15 protein-coding genes are annotated in these 20,243 nt (G+C 70.8%); 10 read left to right on the top strand and 5 right to left on the bottom strand.

All coding sequences use genetic code 11. The annotated features are described in order from the left end of the window. The first annotated feature begins 67 nt into the window (after positions 1-67). Positions 68-985, top strand: a complete 918-nt coding sequence (locus ACFU8Q_RS24310; RefSeq protein WP_384457389.1) for an oxygenase MpaB family protein — start codon at positions 68-70, stop codon at positions 983-985. A gap of 256 nt (positions 986-1,241) precedes the next feature. Here the strand turns inward: ACFU8Q_RS24310 and ACFU8Q_RS24305 are convergent, their stop codons facing one another. Continuing rightward, on the bottom strand, positions 1,242-2,735 hold the full coding sequence (locus tag ACFU8Q_RS24305; RefSeq protein WP_384457387.1) for a M1 family metallopeptidase: 1,494 nt from the start codon (positions 2,733-2,735) through the stop codon (positions 1,242-1,244). A gap of 211 nt (positions 2,736-2,946) precedes the next feature. Here ACFU8Q_RS24305 and ACFU8Q_RS24300 point away from each other — a divergent pair, with 211 nt between their 5' ends. The 5 genes from ACFU8Q_RS24300 (at position 2,947) to ACFU8Q_RS24280 (ending at position 12,005) form a co-directional block, all read left to right on the top strand. Then, entirely contained in the window at positions 2,947-4,956 is a 2,010-nt protein-coding gene (locus ACFU8Q_RS24300; protein ID WP_384457386.1) for a Xaa-Pro dipeptidyl-peptidase, read from the top strand. Next, a complete protein-coding gene (locus tag ACFU8Q_RS24295; protein ID WP_384457384.1) occupies positions 4,953-6,266 on the top strand; it encodes a M14 family metallocarboxypeptidase in 1,314 nt (437 codons plus the stop codon). The genes ACFU8Q_RS24300 and ACFU8Q_RS24295 overlap by 4 nt, the downstream gene beginning before the upstream one ends. Before the next feature lie 258 nt (positions 6,267-6,524). Continuing rightward, positions 6,525-8,162, top strand: a complete 1,638-nt coding sequence (locus tag ACFU8Q_RS24290) for an ABC-F family ATP-binding cassette domain-containing protein (protein ID WP_384457382.1) — start codon at positions 6,525-6,527, stop codon at positions 8,160-8,162. 192 nt (positions 8,163-8,354) lie between these two features. Next, on the top strand, positions 8,355-9,419 hold the full coding sequence (locus ACFU8Q_RS24285) for a LacI family DNA-binding transcriptional regulator (protein ID WP_384457380.1): 1,065 nt from the start codon (positions 8,355-8,357) through the stop codon (positions 9,417-9,419). 348 nt (positions 9,420-9,767) lie between these two features. Then, a complete protein-coding gene (locus tag ACFU8Q_RS24280) occupies positions 9,768-12,005 on the top strand; it encodes a beta-glucosidase (protein WP_384457377.1) in 2,238 nt (745 codons plus the stop codon). Positions 12,006-12,198: 193 nt separating this feature from the next. Here the strand turns inward: ACFU8Q_RS24280 and ACFU8Q_RS24275 are convergent, their stop codons facing one another. Both ACFU8Q_RS24275 and ACFU8Q_RS24270 read right to left on the bottom strand, forming a co-directional pair. Beyond that, positions 12,199-14,646, bottom strand: coding sequence for a Tex family protein (locus tag ACFU8Q_RS24275; RefSeq protein WP_384457375.1), 2,448 nt, complete (start codon positions 14,644-14,646; stop codon positions 12,199-12,201). Positions 14,647-14,769: 123 nt separating this feature from the next. After that, on the bottom strand, positions 14,770-15,633 hold the full coding sequence (locus ACFU8Q_RS24270; RefSeq protein ID WP_384457373.1) for a hypothetical protein: 864 nt from the start codon (positions 15,631-15,633) through the stop codon (positions 14,770-14,772). A 133-nt stretch (positions 15,634-15,766) separates the two neighbouring features. On the opposite strand from ACFU8Q_RS24270, the gene ACFU8Q_RS24265 reads away from it, so the two are divergent. Together ACFU8Q_RS24265 and ACFU8Q_RS24260 are read left to right on the top strand one after the other, a co-directional pair. After that, positions 15,767-16,729 (top strand): GlxA family transcriptional regulator, encoded by a 963-nt coding sequence (locus ACFU8Q_RS24265; protein WP_384457371.1) that lies wholly within the window; start codon positions 15,767-15,769, stop codon positions 16,727-16,729. 45 nt (positions 16,730-16,774) lie between these two features. After that, positions 16,775-17,410: a DJ-1/PfpI family protein gene (locus ACFU8Q_RS24260; RefSeq protein WP_384457369.1), complete on the top strand. Its 636-nt coding sequence runs from the start codon at positions 16,775-16,777 to the stop codon at positions 17,408-17,410. An 11-nt stretch (positions 17,411-17,421) separates the two neighbouring features. Here ACFU8Q_RS24260 and ACFU8Q_RS24255 read toward each other — a convergent pair whose 3' ends face one another. Continuing rightward, positions 17,422-18,180: an enoyl-CoA hydratase/isomerase family protein gene (locus tag ACFU8Q_RS24255; RefSeq protein ID WP_384457367.1), complete on the bottom strand. Its 759-nt coding sequence runs from the start codon at positions 18,178-18,180 to the stop codon at positions 17,422-17,424. A gap of 80 nt (positions 18,181-18,260) precedes the next feature. Here ACFU8Q_RS24255 and ACFU8Q_RS24250 point away from each other — a divergent pair, with 80 nt between their 5' ends. Then, positions 18,261-18,884, top strand: a complete 624-nt coding sequence (locus ACFU8Q_RS24250) for an HdeD family acid-resistance protein (protein ID WP_384457365.1) — start codon at positions 18,261-18,263, stop codon at positions 18,882-18,884. Between the two features lie 144 nt (positions 18,885-19,028). After that, positions 19,029-19,484 (top strand): ATP-binding protein, encoded by a 456-nt coding sequence (locus ACFU8Q_RS24245; protein ID WP_384457363.1) that lies wholly within the window; start codon positions 19,029-19,031, stop codon positions 19,482-19,484. A gap of 39 nt (positions 19,485-19,523) precedes the next feature. Here the strand turns inward: ACFU8Q_RS24245 and idi are convergent, their stop codons facing one another. After that, positions 19,524-20,117: an isopentenyl-diphosphate Delta-isomerase gene (idi, locus tag ACFU8Q_RS24240; protein WP_384457391.1), complete on the bottom strand. Its 594-nt coding sequence runs from the start codon at positions 20,115-20,117 to the stop codon at positions 19,524-19,526. Between the last annotated feature and the right edge of the window lie 126 nt (positions 20,118-20,243).

Here is a 20,243-nt window from a genome sequence, read left to right as displayed (position 1 = left end):
GTGCCGGATCCGGCCCGATCCGAACGAAAGACCCTGGCCGCACGTCCCGCCGACCGCCGGGAGCGTCATGAGTACCGAAGCAGTCGGAAGCGACACCCCCGTCCCGCCGCCGCCCGGCGGTGTGCTCTGGAGCATCTCCGGCGACATCCGGGCCCTGCTGATGCTGCCCGCCGCCCTCACCCTCCAGGTCGCCCACCCTGCGGTCGGCGCGGGCGTCGACGAACACTCCGTGTTCCGCACGGACCCGTGGGGGCGCGGCGAGAGGTCCCTGCGCTCGCTCCAGCTCTGGGTGTACGGGGGTGACGCGGCAGCCGAGGAGGGGCGCAGGCTCCGCAGGCTGCACCGCACCATCCGGGGCACCGACGCCCGGGGGCGCCGCTACCATGCGCTGTCACCCGCGAACTACGCGTGGGTGCACGCCACGGGCTTCCCCGTCTACCAGCACGCCGCGCGCTATCTCATCCGGCCGCTCACCGACGCGCAGGAACGGGCCCTGTACCGGGAGTGGCTCCAGGTCGGCCGGGTGCTCGGCATCCACGACCGGGACATGCCGCAGACGATCGAGGAGTTCTGGCCCTACTTCCGCAAGGTGCTCGCCGACGAGATCGAGCTGACCGTCGTCGTGGAGGATCTGATCGCCACCGACCGCCCGGTACCGCCGCCGGACCGGGGACCGCTGCCGGTACGGCTGCTGCTGAAGGCGCTGTGGCCGGTGGTGTTTCCGCCGCTGGCCCGGTTCCGCCGCTTCGTCACCATCGGCCTGATGCCGCCGGAGGCACGGGAGGCGATCGGGCTGGAGTGGACGGACGCGCAGGAGCGGAAGCTGCGACGGTTCTGTGCCGTGGTGCGACGCGTCGTGCCGGTGCTCCCGGAGCGGCTGCGCTACCTGCCGTACGCGCGTCGGGCGCGGGCGGCACGTCGCGAGGCCGTCCGGGGTGACGTGAGGTCCGGGCGGAAGGGTGGCGCGCCGGCTTGGCCGGCGTGATCACCGATTCGACGCAACCGCCCACGTGCCGGGCTCCGGCGCTCAGCCTCCGCAGCAGCGCTCGTACCGTCAAATGGCCCATGTCCGCAGCGTCCTGACGGTCCTTCGGTAACGGTGGCCGGTGGCCCCGGCCATCGACACCGTGCCATTGAAGCCGGCCAGGGCCGGCTCCGGACGCGGCGCCCGGCCGTCCCCCGGGCACCGTCGCCCCACCGAGGAGAGGGGCGACGGCACCGGGAGCCGATCCGCGGACCCGTCAGCGGTGGTCGTGAATCGTGTTCGTCGCCGCGATCTGCTTCCACGACGCGGGCTGCGCGGGCTGAGCGGGAGCGCGCAACGCGTGCGCGTCGGCCGCTGCCGGGGCCTGGGGCCGCGTCGGTTGGTACAGCCAGGTGTCGAAGAATCCGGCGAGCGGCTTGCCCGAGACCCGTTCCGCGTACGTCACGAAGTCCGCCACGCTCGCGTTCCCGTACGCGTGCTCGGCAGGCCAGCCCTTCAGCAGCGCGAAGAACGTTTTGTCACCCACCTTGTTGCGCAGCGCCTGGAGCGCCAGCGCACCCCGGTCGTAGACGGCCGCGTCGAACTGGTTGTCCGGGCCCGGGTCGCCCGGCTTCACCGTCCAGAAGGCGTCGTCGGCCGGATGCTGGGCGTACGTGTAGTCCGCCAGCTCCTGCGCGGTGCCCTCACCCTCCTTCTCCGACCACAGCCACTGGCTGTAGCGGGCGAAGCCCTCGTTGATCCAGATGTCCTTCCAGCCCTTGAGGGACACGCTGTCGCCGTACCACTGGTGCGCCAGCTCATGGACGACGACGGAGACGTTCGCACCGTTCGCGAACTGCTTCGGGCTGTAGAACGGCCTGGTCTGGGTCTCCAGCGCGAACCCGCTCGTCACATTGGGGGAGTACCCGCCGAGCGCGTCGAAGGGATACGGTCCGAAGACCTCCGTCAGCCACTCGGCGACCTCCGTGGTCCGCTCGATGCTGGCGCGTGCCGCACCGCCGTTGGCGCCGAGATCCCTGCTGTACGCGTTGACGACCGGCAGCCCGTCCGACGTGGTGTCGGTCGTGATGTCGAACTTGCCGATGGCCAGCGTCGTCAGATACGTCGCCTGCGGCTTCGCGGAGCGCCAGTTGTAGCGGGTCCAGCCGAGCTTCGAACTCTGCGACTGGAGCGTGCCGTTGCTGATCGCCTGGGTGCCGTCCGGCACGGACACCGAGATGTCGTACGTCGCCTTGTCGAGCGGGTGGTCGTTGCTGGGGAACCACCACGCGGCCGACTCCGGCTCCTGCGCGGCCACCGCGCCGTCCGGCGTACGGACCCAGGAGGTCCAGCCGTTGATCTTCACCTCCGACGGCTTTCCGGCGTACCGCACGACCAGCGAGACGGCCTTGCCCTTGGCCAGCGCCGCCACCGGGGTGATTTCGAGCTCCTGCTCGCCGCTCCTGGCGTAGGCGGCCTTCTTGCCGTTCACCCGCACCTCGGAGACGTCCAGTCCGAAGTCGAGGTTGAAACGGGAGAGTTTCTGGGTGGTCGTGGCGAGGATCGTCGCCGTGCCCTCCAGCAGGTCGGTGGCGGGCTGGTACGTCAGCCGCAGGTCGTAGTGGGACACGTCGTAGCCGCCGTTGCCGCTGGCCGGGTAGTAGGGGTCGCCGATGCCCGGGGCGCCCGCGGTGCCTTCGGCGGCCGAGGCCGGGATCGCCAGCAGCAGGGAGGCCGCGAGTGCGCTCGGGACGATGAATCTGCGGTGCACGAATGCTCCAATTCGTCGGGGCGAAGGATCTTTCGAACCATCACGTAGAGACTATTCAGCGACCCCCGCATCAGTCGTGTGCATGGCAGCACCTGTCACACGATCGCCATTCGGCCGACATGGCACACGATCTTTCTTCCCGCATGGGCACGTCATATTCATCGGTGATCGCCCCCTGTTGCACAGGAGTTGACCGGGGTACCTTCCGCCCATGCCGACACGTACGCGGGGCACCCGCTTGACGTACAGATCGCTGGTGGTGGCGGCCGTCGCCGCCCTGCTGGCAGTCCTGCTCCTACCAGCAGGTGCACAGGGCGCGAGCCCTCGGAGGAGCGGGCCCTTGGCGAGCGGGTCCCTGGAGAGCAGCCCGGTCTATTCGTACGAGAACGCCGTGCGCGAATCGGTCTGGGTGGACACCGGACTGGACGGCGACGGCGACGGCAGGAGCGACCGCGTCGCCGTCGACATCGTCCGGCCGGGTGAACCCGCCGGGCAGGGCCGGAAGATCCCCGTGATCATGGACGCCAGCCCGTACTACTCCTGCTGCGGCCGCGGCAACGAGAGTCAGCTGAAGACGTACGACGCCGACGGCCGGCCGGTCCGGTTCCCCCTGCACTACGACAACTACTTCGTGCCGCGCGGCTATGCGTTCGTCGCCGTCGATCTGGCCGGAACCAATCGCTCCGACGGTTGTGTCGACGTCGGCGGCCGCTCCGACGTGCAGTCCGCCAAGGCCGTCATCGACTGGCTGAACGGCCGGGCCCGCGGCTACACCACCCGCACCGGCAGCGAACGCGCCACGGCCGGCTGGTCCGACGGGCGCACCGGAATGATCGGCAAGAGCTACGACGGCACCATCGCCAACGGTGTGGCCGCGACCGGCGTGGACGGACTGCGGACCATCGTGCCGATCGGCGCCATCTCCTCCTGGTACGACTACTACTTCGCCCAGGGCGCGCCCCTCTACGACAGCGGCCCTGACTGGCTCTCCGGCTACGTGGAGAGCCCCGAGGCACGCGGCCGCTGCGCCGCCGTGCAGCAGCAACTCGTCGACCAGGCGCCGCGCACCGGTGACTGGACGAAGCTGTGGAGCGACCGCGACTACGTGAAGGACGCCCGCAAGGTGCGGGCCAGCGTCTTCGCCGTACACGGCATGCAGGACCTCAACGTCCGCACCAAGCAACTCGGCCAGTGGTGGGACGCCCTCGCGGACCACGGCGTGGAGCGCAAGATCTGGCTCTCGCAGACCGGACACGTCGACCCGTTCGACTACCGGCGCGCCGAGTGGGTGAAGACGCTGCACCGCTGGTTCGACCACTATCTCCTCGGCTACGACAACGGCATCGACCGCGAACCGATGGCCGACATCGAACGGCACCCTGATCAGTGGTCCACCGACAGGGTCTGGCCGCCCCGCACCACGCACACCACCACCGTGCGCCCCGGCCCCGGCGACGCGCCCGGCGTCGGCGGTCTCGGCCTGAAACCCGCCCGCCCCGGCGCCACCGAGACGTTCACCGACGACCCGGCACAGAGCGAGACGGAGTGGGCCGCCGACCTGGACCGGACCACGAGCGCCAAGGCCGGTTTCCGCACCGTGCCGCTCACCCGGGACCTGCGACTGGCCGGATCGTCCACGGTGACCGTCACCGCCACCCCGACCACATCGACCGCCCATCTCTCCGCGGTCCTCGTGGACATCGGCCCCGACACCATCCGCGACTACGGCTCGTCCGGCGAAGGCATCACCACCCTCACCGACCGCACCTGCTGGGGCGCGAGCACCACCGGGGACAGCTCCTGCTTCAAGGAGACCCGGGCCAGGACGACCGCCGTCGACCGGACCGTCCTCAGCCGCGGCTGGGCCGATCTCGGCACCTACGCCTCCGCCGGACACGGCCGCCCCCTCACGCCGGGCAGGGCCTACACGATCACCATCGACCTGGCGGCCACCGACCACGTCGTCCCGGCCGGACACCGCCTCGCCCTGATCGTCGCCGGAACCGACCGGGACCTCATCGACCCGCCGGACTCCGCGCCGACGCTCACCCTCGACCTGGCCCGTACGTCCGCGAAGCTGCCGTTCACCGGCGGCACCGGAGCCTTCGTACGAGCCACCGCGGGTTCCGCACCCGCGACAGCCACCCCCCGCGCCGTCCACTCCGAGGGCGTGACGCCACCGCGTCCCGCCCACCGCATCCCGGGAGGCAGCCGCTCATGACACCCCGTATCCCGATCGCCCGCGGGTCAGTCCGCCGCAACCTCGTCCTGACGGCCGCCGCCGCCGTCCTGGCCGTACCCCTGATCACCGTGCCCGCCCAGGCCGCGCACACCCAGACCCAGCCCCGTACCGGCTTCGAGACCAGCAACGGGGCCCGGTGGACCGGCCAGCCGGAGGAACAGTCCTTCCTGGCCGCGGTCGACCAAGGCAGCGACCGGGTCTCCGTCGACCGGATCGGTACGACGAAACAGGGCCGCCCGCTCCAGCTCGTCCGGATCGGAAACCACCATGCCAAAGCGAACACGATGCTGCTGATCTGCAGCCAGCACGGCAACGAACCGTCGGGCCGCGAAGCGTGCCTGACGACCATTCGCGATCTGGCCTACGCCCAGGACCCCTCGACCCGCGCCTTCCTCGCCCGTACGAGCGTCCTCGTCGTACCCACCGCCAACCCCGACGGACGCGCCGCCAACACCCGCGGCAACTCCGACGGCGTCGACATCAACCGCGACCACATCGCGCTGCAGACCGCCGAGGGCCGCGCCATGGCGGCGGTCATCCGCGACCGGAAGCCCGATGTGATCTATGACCTGCACGAGTACGGGGCGACCCCGCCCTACTACGACAAGGACCTCTTCGTCCTGTGGCCCCGTAACCTCAACGTCTCCGACCGGGTGCACGGCGAATCGCAGACCCTCGCCCAGAGCTATGTGCGGCCCACTGCCGCGGAGGCCGGCTACAGCAGTGGCCTCTACGGCATCTGGACCGACCCCGTCACCGGCGACCCGATCAAGCAGACCGCGGGCGACGGACAGGAACGCATCCTGCGCAACACCTCCGGCATCAAGCACGCCGTCGGCCTGCTCATCGAATCCCGCGTCGACGCACTCACCGCCGCCGAGAAGGCCGACCCGGCACTCAACAGCCGACGCCGGGTCAACTCCCAACTCTCCGCACTCGATGGTCTGTTCGCCTTCACCGACGAACACCGCGGCGCGATCGTCGCCGCCACCGCGGCATCCCGGGCCGAGGGATTCAAGGACCGTGGTCCGGTCTTTCTCGGCGGCGCCGACAACGAGGCACCCGAAGCCGGCCAAGTCCTTCAGGATCCGCCGTGCGGATACCGGCTCACCAAGGACCAGTTCGACGACGTCAAGGACGAGCTCGCCCTGCACGGCGTCACCTCCCGGCGCGACGGTGACGGAGCGTACGTACCGCTGCGGCAGTCGGCCCGCAATCTGATCCCGCTCCTCCTGGATGAGCGGGCGGCCTATCACCTCACGAGCGGGCAGGCCGATGCCTCTTGTTGATCCCGTGAGGTGAGCGCCACGTGAGGCACTGCCTACGGAGAGTGAATCGTCGGCTTCCGTGAAAGGTGCCATCCGTGCCGCTGGGCGGACAGGGAACGGGCGGCCGGGGAGATCTGCCGGTGACGGCGGACCTCCCCGGCCACCCGACCGCCGTACCGACACTCGCGCCGGGTCCTGCATCGGCACCGGCGCCGGACACGGGACCGGCGCCGGGCTGTCCCGGGCCGGTCCCGGCGGCCGATTAGGATCGGCACCCTGATGACTGCCACTCTCGTTGCCAAGGACCTCGCCGCCGGACTCGGCGACCGCACACTCTTCGCCGGACTCGACCTCGTCGTCGCACCCGGTGACGTGATCGGTCTCGTCGGAGTCAACGGGGCCGGTAAATCGTCCCTGCTCCGGCTGCTCGCCGGGCTCGACCGGCCGGAGGAGGGCGAGCTGCGGCTCTCCCCGCCCACCGCCACCGTCGGTCATCTCCCGCAGGAGCCGGAGCGGCGTCCGAGGGAGACCGTGCGCGAGTTCCTCGCCCGCCGTACCGGCGTCGCCGACGCCCAGTCCGCGATGGACAGCGCCACGCAGGCCCTCGTCGACGGGGCGCCGGGCGCGGACGACGCGTACTCCGAGACGCTGGAGCGCTGGCTGGCGCTCGGCGGCGCGGACCTGGACGAGCGTGCCGAGGAGGTAGCCGCCGACCTCGGCCTGACCGTCGGCCTCGACCTGCCGATGACCGCGCTCTCCGGCGGCCAGGCGGCCCGCGCGGGCCTGGCATCCCTCCTGCTCTCCCGCTACGACGTCTTCCTGCTCGACGAGCCCACCAACGACCTCGACCTGGACGGCCTGGAGCGGCTGGAGCGCTACGTCTCCGGACTGCGCGCGGGCACGGTCGTCATCAGCCACGACCGCGAGTTCCTGATGCGTACGGTCACCAAGGTCCTCGAACTGGACCTGGCCCAGCAGCAGATCAACCTCTACGGAGGTGGGTACGCCGCCTACCTGGAGGAGCGCGAGAGGGCGCGCAGGCATGCCCGCGAGGAGTACGAGGAGTACGCCGGTAAACGCGCCGCCCTCGAAGGGCGCGCCCACATGCAGCGCTCCTGGATGGACAAGGGCGTCAAGAACGCCCGCCGAAAGGCGACCGACAACGACAAGAACAGCCGCAAGCTCCGCAGCGAGTCGAGCGAGAAGCAGGCCGCGAAGGCCCGGCAGACACAGCGCATGATCGAACGGCTCGACGTCGTCGACGAACCGCGCAAGGAGTGGGAACTGCGGATGGAGATCGCCACCGCACCCCGTTCCGGCTCGGTCGTCGCTACCCTGCGCGAAGCCCGGGCCACACGCGGCGACTTCGGCTTCGGCCCGGCCTCACTCCAGATCGACTGGGCGGACCGGGTCGCCATCACCGGCGCCAACGGAGCGGGCAAGTCCACCCTCCTCGCCGCACTCCTGGGCCGCCTCCCGCTGGACGCCGGGCAGGCGACGCTCGGCTCGGGCGTCGTGGTCGGAGAGGTCGACCAGGCGCGCAAGCTGTTCCACGGCTCCGAATCGCTCCTGGAGGCGTTCTGCGCGGCCGTCCCCGACACCGAGCCGGCCGAAGTCCGCACGCTGCTGGCCAAGTTCGGCCTGCGCGCGGATCACGTGATGCGTCCCGCGACCACGCTCTCGCCCGGCGAACGCACCAGGGCGGCGCTCGCCCTGCTCCAAGGCCGGGGCGTCAACCTCCTCGTCCTCGACGAGCCGACGAACCACCTCGATCTGCCCGCGATCGAGCAGCTGGAGTCGGCGCTGGACTCGTACACGGGGACACTGCTGCTGGTCACGCACGACCGGCGCATGTTGGAGGCGGTACGGACGACACGGCGCGTCGAGGTGGTGGGCGGCAAGGTGAAGGAGCTCTGACCTCCAGCCCAACACCGTCATGACCTGCGCCTGGCAGGGGCGAAGCATCTCGTTGCCTGTGCTCTCTCCATCCATCGGCACGCTTGCCGCAGTCCGGTGGATTCGAGATCCCATTAAGCTGTTGCGGAAAGTGGGCGACAAGCGGTTGCCGTCTGCTGTCGCGTACGACAGAGGACGGAGCAGGGGAAACCCGTGGCCGAACCATCCCCGTCCGCGGGGCGGCGCCCGCCGACGATCTACGATGTCGCACGGGCCGCAGGGGTGGCCGCCTCGACGGTCTCTCGGGCCTTCTCCCGGCCGGGCCGGGTGAACGCCGAGACCGCCGAGCGGATCCGGCAGGTGGCCGCCGACCTCGGCTACCGCACCAACCCGTTGGCCCGGGCGTTGCCCACCGGGCGCACCTCGATGCTCGCCCTGGTGATCTCGGACATCACCAACCCGTTCTACGGGGAGATCATCCGCGGTGCGCAGTCCGCCGCGGCCGAGGCGGGGTATGTCATCCTGCTGGTCGACGCCCAGGAGTCGGACCGGGTGGAGCGGGACGCGCTGGAGCGGGCACTGCCGACCGTGGAGGGCGTCGTCCTCGCCAGTTCGCGGATGTCGGACTCGGCGATCCGGATGACCGCCAAGCAGCGGCCGATGATCGTGCTCAACCGCCATGTCGCCGACGTGCCGAGCGTCGTCACCGACAACCTCCACGGAATGCGGCTGGCCGTCCAGCACCTGGCGGACCTGGGGCACCGTACCGTCACCTACGTCTCCGGACCGGAGGCGTCGTGGGCGGATGGCATGCGGTGGCGCTCACTGCGCAAGGCGGCGGCAGAGTCGCGGCTCCGGGCGCACCGCACCGGGCCGTATCCGCCGACGGTGGCCGGGGGGAGCACGGCTGCCGAGGAGCTCGGCCACCACGGGGCATCGGCCGTCATCGCCTACAACGACCAACTGGCGATCGGCCTGGTGCGCGGCCTCCAAGCGACGGGGCGACGAGTGCCCCAGGACGTCAGCATCGTCAGCTTCGACAACATCTTCGCCGCGGAGCTGGTCACCCCGGGCCTGACCACGGTGGCGGCACCGCTGCGGGCCCAGGGGCACACGGCGGTCTGCAGTCTACTCTCGGCCCTGGGCGGCGCCCAGGTGAGCACCGGCCGACCGATGGTGCTGCCGACCCGGCTGGTGGTACGAGGGTCCACCGCCCCACGCGGCCGGGGGCGACCCCGACCGGCGGCCCTGGACGGGTCCGCCCTCGACCCGCGATGACCGGGCCACCCGGTTACCGCGGCACCGGTGAGGTCGGCCGGTCCGTCGTTTGACGCCCCCCGTTCCGCCACTCGCCCCCCCGAGGTCGGCGAGTCACCCTGCTGCCAAACGGTTCTGACGTCGTGTCCGTCGACCCTGTGGCGCGCCCCGGTCCGGAGGCAACAAATGGCAACCGGTTGCCGCGGCGTCCCGGTCGCAGCCACCATCGTCCGCAACCCGGCGTGCCTGCTCGTGCACCGCGCATGCCGGCACGGCCGCGCACCGCTCCAAGCGGCCGGTTCCGTGCGCCGTATCGCGTCACTCCCGCACCTCTCGTTCGTGGAACCGTCAAGACAGTGGAGGCCCACAGTGCCAAGACCCCCCGGATCCACCGGACTGCGCACGCTGCGCAGACTGCGCCTGCTGTGCGTCGGTCTCAGCGCGGTGGTCGTCGCCGGTCTGGCGTCCCCGACCTCCGAGGCCGCGGAGTTGCCGTGGATGAACACCGCGCTCGCGCCGGAGGCACGCGCCGATCTGCTGGTCGACGCGATGACGCTCGAGCAGAAGATCCAGCAGATCGCCATGAAACCGGTTGCCAACACCGATATCCCCGGCTGCGACTTCACTTCGTCCGGCCGCCATGTCGAGGGAATTCCCGCGCTGGCGATCCCGACGCTGCGGATGACCAACGGCCCGTTCGGGGGCGGGGACTGCCAAGTGGCCCCGACCTCGACCGGCCTCACCAGCGCGCTCTCCGTGGCCTCTTCCTGGGACCCGGGCGCCGCGGCCGAGTGGGGCGACATCCTCGGTGAGGAGACCCGGGCGAGCGCTCACAATGTGCTCCTGACGCCCGGCATCAACCTCGGACGCATCGCCAACGCGGGCCGTAACTTCGAGTACTTCGGCGAGGACCCCTACCTCGCAGGACGGATGGCGGTCGCCCAGGTCAACGCGGTGCAGGCGCACGGCGTCCAGTCGGTCGCCAAGCACTACGCGGCCAACGAGCAGGAGACGCAGCGGTCGCAGATGGACACGGTCGTCGACGACCGCACCATGCACGAGCTCTATCTGCTGCCGTTCGAGATGACCAGCCGGGACGCCGGTCTGGCCTCGGTCATGTGCTCCTATCCGCACCTCAACGGCGTGTACGCGTGCGAGAACAAGCAGCTGCTCAGCGACTGGCTCCGCGGTGACCTGGGCTTCGACGGCTATGTGATGTCCGACCGCGGGGCCACGCACAGCACCGCACCGGCCATCAAGGCCGGGCTGGACCTTGAGTTCGCCAGTCCGCTCTGGTTCACCCCCGCACTGATCCACGCCACTCTGGACACGGGCGACATCGCGACGGCCGACATCGACCGGATGCTCGAACGCCGCTACAAGGTGATGTTCAGGCTCGGCCAGTTCGACGATCCCGTCAACTCGCTGACGCCCATCGACTTCGCCACCAACGGCCGGCGGATCCGCGATCTGGGCGAGCAGGGCAGCGTGCTGCTGAAGAATGAGAAGAAGACCCTGCCGCTGAACGCGCGCTCGTTGCATTCGGTGGCCCTGATCGGCAGCCAGACCTTCGCGGGGCAGGCCAAGTTCAACTCCCAGGGCCCGTCGGACGCCATCGTCGTCACCTCCCCGTACACGGTGACGCCGAAGCAGGGCCTGGAGAACGCCCTCGGCAAACTGGGCTCGGACGCGACCGTGACGTACGACAACGGGACCGACCCGGCCACGGCCGCGGCCCTGGCTGCCGCGTCGGACGTCGCCGTGGTCATGGTGGGCGATGTCTCCCGCGAGGGCGTGGACCGGTCCACGCTCTCGCTGCCGGTCAGCGACGGGGTCGACCAGGACGCGCTGGTCTCCGCGGTGGCGGCCGCCAACCCCAACACGGTCGTCGTACTCAAGAACGGCGGACCGGTCCTGCTGCCCTGGCTGGACAAGGTTCCCGCGCTGCTGGAGGCGTGGTACCCGGCGCAGGAGGACGGCAACATCGTCGCCGATCTGCTGCTCGGCATCACCAATCCGTCGGGCAAGCTGCCGATGACCTTCCCCACCGGGCAACGAGAGGGCGCCAACGCCACCGTCGAGCAGTGGCCCGGGGTCGACCGGACCGGCGACGGCAAACTCACGGCTACCTACAGCGAACGCCTGGAGATGGGCTACCGCTGGTACGACGCGAATAACACCAAGCCGACGTTCCCGTTCGGGTTCGGGCTCTCCTACACCGACTTCAAGATCTCGAAGCTGGTGGTCACCCCGGAGAAATCCGACGGCACCGCGCCGATCAAGGTCCGGTTCTTCGTGGAGAACACCGGGCGGGTGGCCGGGTCGGAGGTCGCCCAGGTCTACCTCGGCCTGCCGTCCACGACGGGAGAGCCCCCCCGGCGCCTCGTGGCGTTCCAGAAGGTCCGGCTCGAGCCGGGGGAGAAGCAGCGGGTCGAGCTGACCATCGACCCCGCCGCGTCGAACCACCCGCTCTCCGCTTGGGACACCGGGGCCGGCAGGTGGAAGACCGCCGACGGCGCCTATCGCGTCCAGGTGGGCGACTCCTCGTCGAACCTGCCGCTCACCGAGACGGTCACGATCCGCACCCCCAGGGGCCACCAGGGGTAGGGCCCCGACAGGGATCCGCCGTCGTCACCGGACCCGGCCGATGCCGAGCACTTGACGCTCCGCGGCCGGGGCCGGCGACACGGATGTGACCAGAGCCACCAAATCGGTAGTGAGGGGGTTCCGCCCCTGGCCACCGGGCACGCTTCCGCCCCCCGGCCACCGGGCAGCGGACCGCACCCCGCCCACCCCGACGTCAGACCCTCTTGCCGCCCTGCTTCGGATCCGTCAGCCCGGCCCGCCGCAACGCATCCGCCATCGCACTGTTCACCGGTGCGGGTGCCGGACGAGCGGAGCCGCCCCCGCCGCCCCCACCTCGCCGGTCACGCTCCTGACCACCTCGGCCCTGACCCTGGCGCTGCCGCGGTGGCCGGCCGCCCCTGCCATTTCCTTGGCCGCCCCGCTCGCCCCGCTCGCCCCGTTCGGACCGCTCCCGCCTGGGCCCGCCGTCCTGGGACGCGCCCCCCGCCGACGCCTCGTCGTCCAGCCGCAGCGTCAGTGAGATCCGCTTCCGCGGAATGTCGACGTCCATGACCTTGACCTTCACGATGTCGCCCGGCTTCACGACATCCCTCGGGTCCTTCACGAACGTGCGCGACATCGCCGACACATGCACCAGACCGTCCTGGTGCACACCGATGTCCACGAACGCGCCGAACGCCGCGACATTGGTGACGACACCCTCCAGCACCATCCCGGACGCCAGATCACCGATCTTCTCGACGCCCTCCTTGAAGGTGGCCGTCTTGAACGCGGGACGCGGGTCGCGCCCCGGCTTCTCCAGCTCCTTCAGGATGTCGGTGACCGTCGGCAGACCGAACTTCTCGTCCACGAATTCGTCGGCCCGCAGCGACCGCAGCACGCTCGTGTTGCCGATCAGCGAGGCGACGTCACCGCCCGTCCGCTTCACCATCGCCCGCACCACCGGGTACGCCTCAGGGTGCACGCTCGACGCGTCCAGTGGGTCGTCGCCCCGGATGCGCAGGAAGCCCGCACACTGCTCGTACGCCTTCGGGCCCAGCCGCGCCACGTCCTTGAGTGCCTTCCGCGAACGGAAGGGGCCGTTCGCGTCGCGGTGCGCGACGATGTTCTCGGCGAGCCCCGAGCCGATCCCCGAGACCCGCGAAAGCAGCGGCGCCGACGCGGTGTTGACGTCCACGCCGACACCGTTCACGCAGTCCTCGACGACCGCGTCCAGCGAGCGCGACAGCTTCACCTCGGACAGGTCGTGCTGGTACTGGCCGACACCGATCGACTTCGGGTCGATCTTCACCAGCTCGGCGAGAGGGTCCTGAAGGCGTCGCGCGATCGAGACGGCGCCGCGCAACGACACGTCCATGTCGGGGAGTTCCTGCGACGCGAAGGCCGAAGCCGAGTACACCGACGCGCCCGCCTCCGACACCATCACCTTGGTGAGCTTCAACTCGGGGTGCTTGTCGATGAGTTCACCGGCGAGCTTGTCGGTCTCGCGGGACGCCGTGCCGTTACCGATCGCGATCAGGTCGACGTCGTGGGCCTTCGCCAGCTGCTCCAGCTTGGTCAGCGCCTGGTCCCACTTGTTCGCCGGGACGTGCGGGTGGATGACATCCGTCGCGACGACCTTGCCGGTCGCGTCGACGACGGCGACCTTCACACCCGTACGGAAACCGGGGTCGAGTCCCAGCGTGGCCCGCGTCCCGGCCGGCGCGGCGAGCAGCAGATCGCGCAGGTTCGACGCGAAGACCCGTACCGCCTCGTCCTCCGCCGCCGTACGCAGCCGCAGTCGCAGATCGATGCCGAGGTGCACCAAAATCCGGGTCCGCCAGGCCCAGCGCACCGTGTCGGCGAGCCACTTGTCGCCCGGGCGGCCTCGGTCACCGACCCCGAAGCGCCGGGCGACCATGTTCTCGTACGCCGACGGGCCGGGCGTCTCGGACGGCTCCTCCGGCTCCAGGACCAGGTCGAGGACGTCCTCCTTCTCGCCCCGCAGCATCGCCAGCACCCGGTGCGAGGGCAGCGCGGTGAACGGCTCGGCGAAGTCGAAGTAGTCGGCGAACTTCGCCCCCGCCTCCTCCTTGCCGTCCCGTACCTTGGCGGCCAGCCGCCCGCGCGACCACATGCGTTCACGCAGCTCACCGATCAGATCGGCGTCCTCCGAGAACCGCTCGGTGAGGATGGCGCGGGCACCCTCCAGCGCCGCCGCACCGTCCGCGACGCCCTTGTCGGCGTCGACGAAGGCGGCGGCAGCGGCCAGCGGTTCCGTCGAGGGGTCGCCGAGCAGACCGTCCGCGAGCGGTTCGAGCCCCGCCTCCCTGGCGATCTGGGCCTTCGTGCGCCGCTTGGGCTTGAACGGCAGATAGATGTCCTCAAGACGCGCCTTGGTGTCGGCGGCCCGGATCTGCGCCTCCAGCGCATCGTCGAGCTTGCCCTGCTCGCGTACCGAGTCGAGGATCGCCGTACGGCGATCCTCCAGCTCCCGCAGATACCGCAGCCGCTCCTCGAGCGTGCGCAACTGCGCGTCGTCGAGCATCTCGGTCGCTTCCTTGCGGTAGCGCGCGATGAACGGCACGGTCGACCCGCCGTCGAGCAGCTCGACGGCCGCCTTCACCTGCCGCTCGCGTACGCCGAGCTCCTCGGCGATCCTGCCTTCGATGGACGTCGTCACGGTTCTACCGACTCGCCTTCTCGTGCTGGCTGTGCTTACCGGGGCGGGGCCCCTCGCCTGCATTGTGCCGGGTGGCCGGGCACCGTGTCGCCCGACCACCCCACTTGTCCGCCGGCCGGCGGCTCAGCCCTTGCCGATCAGATCGGCCGGGAACGCGCCCGCCGAGGCGGCCGTGAACAGGAATCCGCGCGCGAGTTCGGTCAGCCGTTCCACCCGCTCCGCGCCGAGATGTTCGTACGGCGCACTGTCCATCCGGTCCGTGGCCTCCTCCAGATCCGCCCGCAGTGTGACGCCCGCCTCCGTCAACTCGCCCTCGCTGTCGAGGAGTCCGCGCCCGCGCAGTCGCTCGGAGGCCGCCTCCCAGTCGCCCCGGCGCCAGCCCCGGGTGGCGAGGATCCAGCGCGGGTTCATTCCCTTGCCGGTCGCGGTGTGGCTGACCAGGGCCTCCACCGGATCGAGACCGGCCGCGAGGAGCGCCGCGAGGTGGCCGTCGCCGCGGTGCTCGCGCAGCAGCGTCCCGGCGTGCCAGTACGCCAGGTGCGGCTGCTCGGGCACCGGCAGATCGGCGTGCGCGGCGTAGAGCGGCCGGGCGTGTCGGGTGCACGCCTCTGCGGCGCGCAGCGCCAGCCCGGCCGCCTCGGCCATCTCCGGGGAGGCGATGATCTCCTCGCCCAGGACCCGGCGCAACGTGGCGTCGGCGGCGCGCAGCCGGGCGTCCAGGACCGCCTGCGGCGAGGCGACGGACCACACGGCGGGCAGATGTCGGGCGACGAGATCGTGATTGAAGTTGTAGAAGGTCGCGGTGACCGTGCCGGGGCCGACGGCGCCCAGCGCCGCCGCGCGCGTGGCGAAGTAGGCGGCGTTCGAATCGTCGATGCCGAGCTTCCCGAGCTCCTCGCCGAGATCGGGGGAGAAGTAGACCGTCGAGTGCAACGGGTTGATGGCGTTGTGGCAGCGGCGTCCGGCGCGCGGCGGCAGAGTACTCATGCAGGCACGTTACCGACTGGTTGGTACGTCCCGTAACCCCGGGACGACGTCCATTCCGCGCGGACCCGGCATGGCGGAAAAGGTGGGTTCTTCGTCATTGCGGCCATGCTCCCGGCTGCCCAGGATGGAAGTCATGACGCAGCGATCCGTACTCGTCGTCCTCTTCGATGGTGTTCAGAGCCTCGATGTGACCGGCCCCGTGGAAGTCTTCGCCGGGGCCTCCCACTTCCCCGGGGCCACGTACGAACTGCGCACCGCCTCCCTCGATGGTGCGCCGGTCCGTACGAGCAGCGGTCTGACGCTCGTCCCCGACGGCAGCCTCGCCGACGCGGCGCCGCCGCACACCCTCGTCGTCCCCGGCGGTCAGGGCACCCGTGCCCCCGACCCGGCGCTGATCGACTGGCTGCGCGGCCACGCCCCGCACGCCGGGCGGCTCGTCTCCGTCTGCACGGGGGCGCTGCTGCTCGCCGCGGCCGGCCTGCTGGACGGGCACCGGGTGACCACGCACTGGACGGTCTGCGAGCATCTCGCGCGCAGCTACCCGGCCGTCGAGGTCGACCCGGACCCGGTCTTCGTACGCGACGGCAGGCTGGCCACCTCCGCCGGCGTCACCGCCGGTATCGACCTCGCTCTCGCCCTCGTCGAGGAGGACCACGGCCGGGACATCGCGCTCACGATCGCCCGTCACCTCGTGGTCTTTCTGCGCAGGCCCGGGAACCAGGCGCAGTTCAGCGCCCAGCTCACCGCACAGACCGCCCGCCGCGAACCGCTGCGCGAGGTCCAGCACTGGATCACCGAGCACCCCGGTGACGACCTCACCGTCGAGGCGCTCGCCGCCCGCGCCCGGCTCTCGCCCCGCCACTTCGCCCGCGCCTTCCAGGCCGAGACGGGCCTCACACCGGGCCGTTACGTCGACCGCGTACGCCTCGAACACGCCCGCCGACTGCTGGAGGACACCTCCGACGGCGTCACCGGCATCTCGCGCGCCTGCGGCTACGGCACCCCCGAGGCCATGCGCCGCGCGTTCATCAAGGGCCTCGGCACGGCACCCGCCGAATACCGCCGCCGCTTCCGCGCCCAACCGGCCACCCACTGACCGACCGACTCGCAACCCATCGACGACCGACCGAAAGGCAACGCCATGCAGATCGCCATCGTCCTCTTCGAGCGCTTCACCTCACTCGACGCCGTGGGCCCCTACGAAATGCTCGCCCGCACCCCCGGCGCCGAGACCGTGTTCGTCGCCGAACGGACCGGTCCCGTGCGCAACGACAACGGCAGCCTCGCGCTGGTCGCCGACAGGACGTTCGCCGACGTACCGGCGCCTGACGTGCTGGTCGTCCCCGGCGGCCCGGGCCAGAACGACCAGATGGAGAACGAGGCGCTGCTCGGCTGGCTGCGCACCGCCGACGCCACCAGCACCTGGACCACCTCCGTCTGCACCGGGTCCCTGCTGCTCGCCGCGGCCGGACTGCTGACGGGCCGGCGCGCCACCTCGCACTGGCTCGCGCTGGACTCCCTGAAGGGCTTCGGCGCCGAACCGACCGGCGAACGCGTCGTCGTAGACGGCAAGTACGTCACGGCGGCCGGCGTCTCCTCCGGCATCGACATGGGACTCACCCTGCTCGGCCGCATCGCGGACGACGAGCACGCCATGTCCGTGCAGTTGCTGTCCGAGTACGACCCGCAGCCGCCGTACGACGCCGGCTCACCCGCGAAGGCCCCGGCAGCGCTGGTCGAGAAGTTCCGCGCCAGTAGCCGCTTCATCCTCCAGTAGCCGCAGGGGCGTTACGGTCCGGTCGTCCACGTGAAGCGCGGCGCGCGCCGCTCCAGGAAGGCGGCGACGCCCTCCGCGGTGTCGCCGCTGCGGCGCGCCTGCTCCGCCCAGTAGGCGTCCCGGTCCGTACGTCCGGTGGCGAACTCCTTCGCCGCCGCCTGCGTCAGCTGCGAGCGCGCCGCCAGCGTGCGTACGTACGCGTCGACCCGCTTGTCCAGCTCGCCGGCCGGCATCACCTCGTCCACCAGACCGGTCCGCAGCGCCCGCGCGGTGTCGATCAGCTCGCCGGAGAACAGCAGATGCTTCGCCGTGGCCGGGCCGGTCAGCGCCACCAGCCGCCGGGTCGACGAAGCCGAGTACACGATCCCGAGCTTGGCCGGCGTGACGCCGAACGACGCGCCCTCCTCGGCGAACCGCAGATCGCAGGCGGCCGCGAGCTGGCTGCCGCCGCCCACGCAGTAGCCGCGGATCGCCGCGAGCGTCGGCCGGGGGAACGCCGCGAGCGACTCCTCGGCGGCCACGGCGAGCGCCTGCGGATCGCCCGCCGGATCCCGGAGCGAGGAGATGTCCGCCCCGGCGCAGAAGGTGTTCCCGGCGCCCGTCAGCACCAGCACCCGGACCGCTGCGTCGGCGGCCAGCCGCTCCAGCAGACGGGGCAGCGCGCTCCACATCGCGGTCGTCATCGCATTGCGTTTGGCGGGATTGCTGATGACGACCGTCGCCACACCGTCCGCGACGGTGTGTTCCAGCCGGGGTTCCGTACGGTCCATGCGCCGGATGCTATCCGCACGGTTCGAACCTATGATCAAGAAGGGGTCGCCGAACAGGCACGCACCGTGAGGAGCTTCCCGTGGCCGTTCCCGCAGCCGAGGGCAAGAAGCTGAGCCGCAGTTTCGGCTGGCTGGCACTGCTCGGCACCCTTCTCGTCGTGGCCGGTCTGGTCGGCCTCGTGTACACCGGCGTCGCGACGCTCACCTCGATGCTCCTGTTCGGCTGGCTGCTGCTGATCGGCGGCATCGTCGGGCTGCTCCACGCCGTCGAGTCCCGCGGCACCAACTTCTTCTGGCTGGGCGTCGTGGTCGCCGCGCTGAACATCGCCGCCGGGGTCGTCGTCATCCACCACCCGCACGGCACGGCCGAGGCGCTGACCATGTTCGCCGCGCTGCTCTTCCTGACCGGTGGGCTGTTCCGGCTGGTCGGCAGCGTCGTGGTGCGTGGCCCGCAGTTCGGCTGGACGCTCCTGCAAGGAGCCTTCGGCCTGCTCCTGGGGCTGCTGGTGCTCTTCGACTGGCCGCACAGCAGCCTTTACGTACTCGGCCTGTTCTTCTCGCTGGCGCTGCTCTTCGACGGGCTCGGCCTGATCGCGATCGGGGTCGGCGGCCGCCATGTGGTCTCCATGGTCTCGGATCAGCAGGCGAGCGGTGAGCTGCCGGGCACACCCGGCGGAGGGCACCCGAAACGCTCCAGGAGCTGACGCATTCGTGCGTGGCCGGTCAAATCCTGTCGATACAGGTCGATAGAAGTCGACTTGTGTTCAGTACCACGAGCTGGACCGACTGCGCCGCGCACTCTGTACTCGACGTGCAGTCACCACCGACTGGAGAGCGGGTACCGGACTATGGAGAGCCGCGGGAGTGTCCCCGCCCGGCCCGTGTCGTACGAGGGAGTCTGGCGGTTCACCGCCCCGGCCGTGGACGTCTCCGTACCGCAGGCCAGGCATGCTGTACGCGACCTGCTGAACCGCCAGGGCGTGCCGATGGACGAGGACGTCGCAGAGGGCCTGCTGCTCATCGTCTCCGAGCTGGTCACCAATGCCGTGAAGCATGCCGCGCTGCTCTCGCCGGAGCTCGCCGTCGAGGTGGCCGTCGGAGCGGAATGGGTCAGGGTGTCCGTCGAGGACAACCACCCCTACCGGCCGACGGCCCTGGAGACGGACTACGCGCAGACCGGTGGCCGCGGCCTGCTGCTGGTCCGGGAGATCACCCGGGAAGCGGGCGGCGCCTGCGATGTGGAACACACCGCAGGCGGCGGAAAGATCATCTGGGCGGCGCTGCCGCTGAGCCGGCGGCTCTGACCACCCGTAACCGCTGGGGCATCCGGTGCCGCCCGCCCGCTACCAGCCGGCGGACGTTCCCGTCAGCTCCCTGATCGCCGGCCGCGCGGCGTCCAGCACCGTCATGAACCAGGCCGAGAACGGCGCCCGTGCGTGCCGCTCGGCCAGTTCGTCGGCCGTCACGAACGCGGTCTCGCCGACTTCCTCCGGGTCCGGGTGCAGCCGGTCCTGTGCCATGCCCACGAAGAGGTGGTTGAACTCCTGCTCCACCAGGCCGGAGGCCGGGTCGGGGTGGTTGTAGCGGACCGTTCCCGCCTCGGCCATCAGCGAGGGCGAGATCCCCAGCTCCTCGTACGTACGCCGGGCGGCGGCGGCGAAGGGCGCCTCGCCCGGGTAGGGGTGCCCGCAGCAGGTGTTCGACCAGACACCGGGGGAGTGGTACTTGCCGAGCGCCCGGCGCTGCAGGAGCAGCCTGCCCTGTTCGTCGAAGAGGAACACCGAGAAGGCCCGGTGCAGTTGACCGGGCGGCTGATGGGCGGCGAGCTTCTCCGCGGTACCGATGGTGGTGCCGTTCTCATCGACCAGTTCGAGCATGATCGCTTCTGCTGTGCCGTTCGACGAGCTGTTCGCCGCGGTGGCTGGTGTGGTCGCCATCCCGGTCCGGAGCAGGGCTCCGGTCCAGCGGTACTCGGGACGGCCGAAGGGCCGCACGAGCGGGAAGAAGTGGGCCCCGACCACGACCGTGACGAGGGCCGGAATCCACTGCTGCCCGCCGGTGGC

The organism is Streptomyces sp. NPDC057543 (genome assembly GCF_042801895.1).
In the GTDB taxonomy this organism is placed as follows: Bacteria; Actinomycetota; Actinomycetes; order Streptomycetales; family Streptomycetaceae; genus Streptomyces.
The sequence above is the reverse complement of the archived record's forward strand: the minus strand, read 5'-3'. Positions and strand labels throughout refer to the sequence as shown.

What these genes read in the sequence shown, in the direction of transcription:
- ACFU8Q_RS24310 (WP_384457389.1), top strand. Translation starts at nt 68, where the DNA reads ATGAGTACCGAAGCAGTCGGAAGCGACACCCCCGTCCCGCCGCCGCCC.
- ACFU8Q_RS24300 (WP_384457386.1), top strand. Translation starts at nt 2,947, where the DNA reads ATGCCGACACGTACGCGGGGCACCCGCTTGACGTACAGATCGCTGGTG.
- ACFU8Q_RS24295 (WP_384457384.1), top strand. Translation starts at nt 4,953, where the DNA reads ATGACACCCCGTATCCCGATCGCCCGCGGGTCAGTCCGCCGCAACCTC.
- ACFU8Q_RS24290 (WP_384457382.1), top strand. Translation starts at nt 6,525, where the DNA reads ATGACTGCCACTCTCGTTGCCAAGGACCTCGCCGCCGGACTCGGCGAC.
- ACFU8Q_RS24270 (WP_384457373.1), bottom strand. Translation starts at nt 15,633, where the DNA reads ATGAGTACTCTGCCGCCGCGCGCCGGACGCCGCTGCCACAACGCCATC.
- ACFU8Q_RS24265 (WP_384457371.1), top strand. Translation starts at nt 15,767, where the DNA reads ATGACGCAGCGATCCGTACTCGTCGTCCTCTTCGATGGTGTTCAGAGC.
- ACFU8Q_RS24260 (WP_384457369.1), top strand. Translation starts at nt 16,775, where the DNA reads ATGCAGATCGCCATCGTCCTCTTCGAGCGCTTCACCTCACTCGACGCC.
- ACFU8Q_RS24255 (WP_384457367.1), bottom strand. Translation starts at nt 18,180, where the DNA reads ATGGACCGTACGGAACCCCGGCTGGAACACACCGTCGCGGACGGTGTG.
- ACFU8Q_RS24245 (WP_384457363.1), top strand. Translation starts at nt 19,029, where the DNA reads ATGGAGAGCCGCGGGAGTGTCCCCGCCCGGCCCGTGTCGTACGAGGGA.
- idi (WP_384457391.1), bottom strand. Translation starts at nt 20,117, where the DNA reads ATGGCGACCACACCAGCCACCGCGGCGAACAGCTCGTCGAACGGCACA.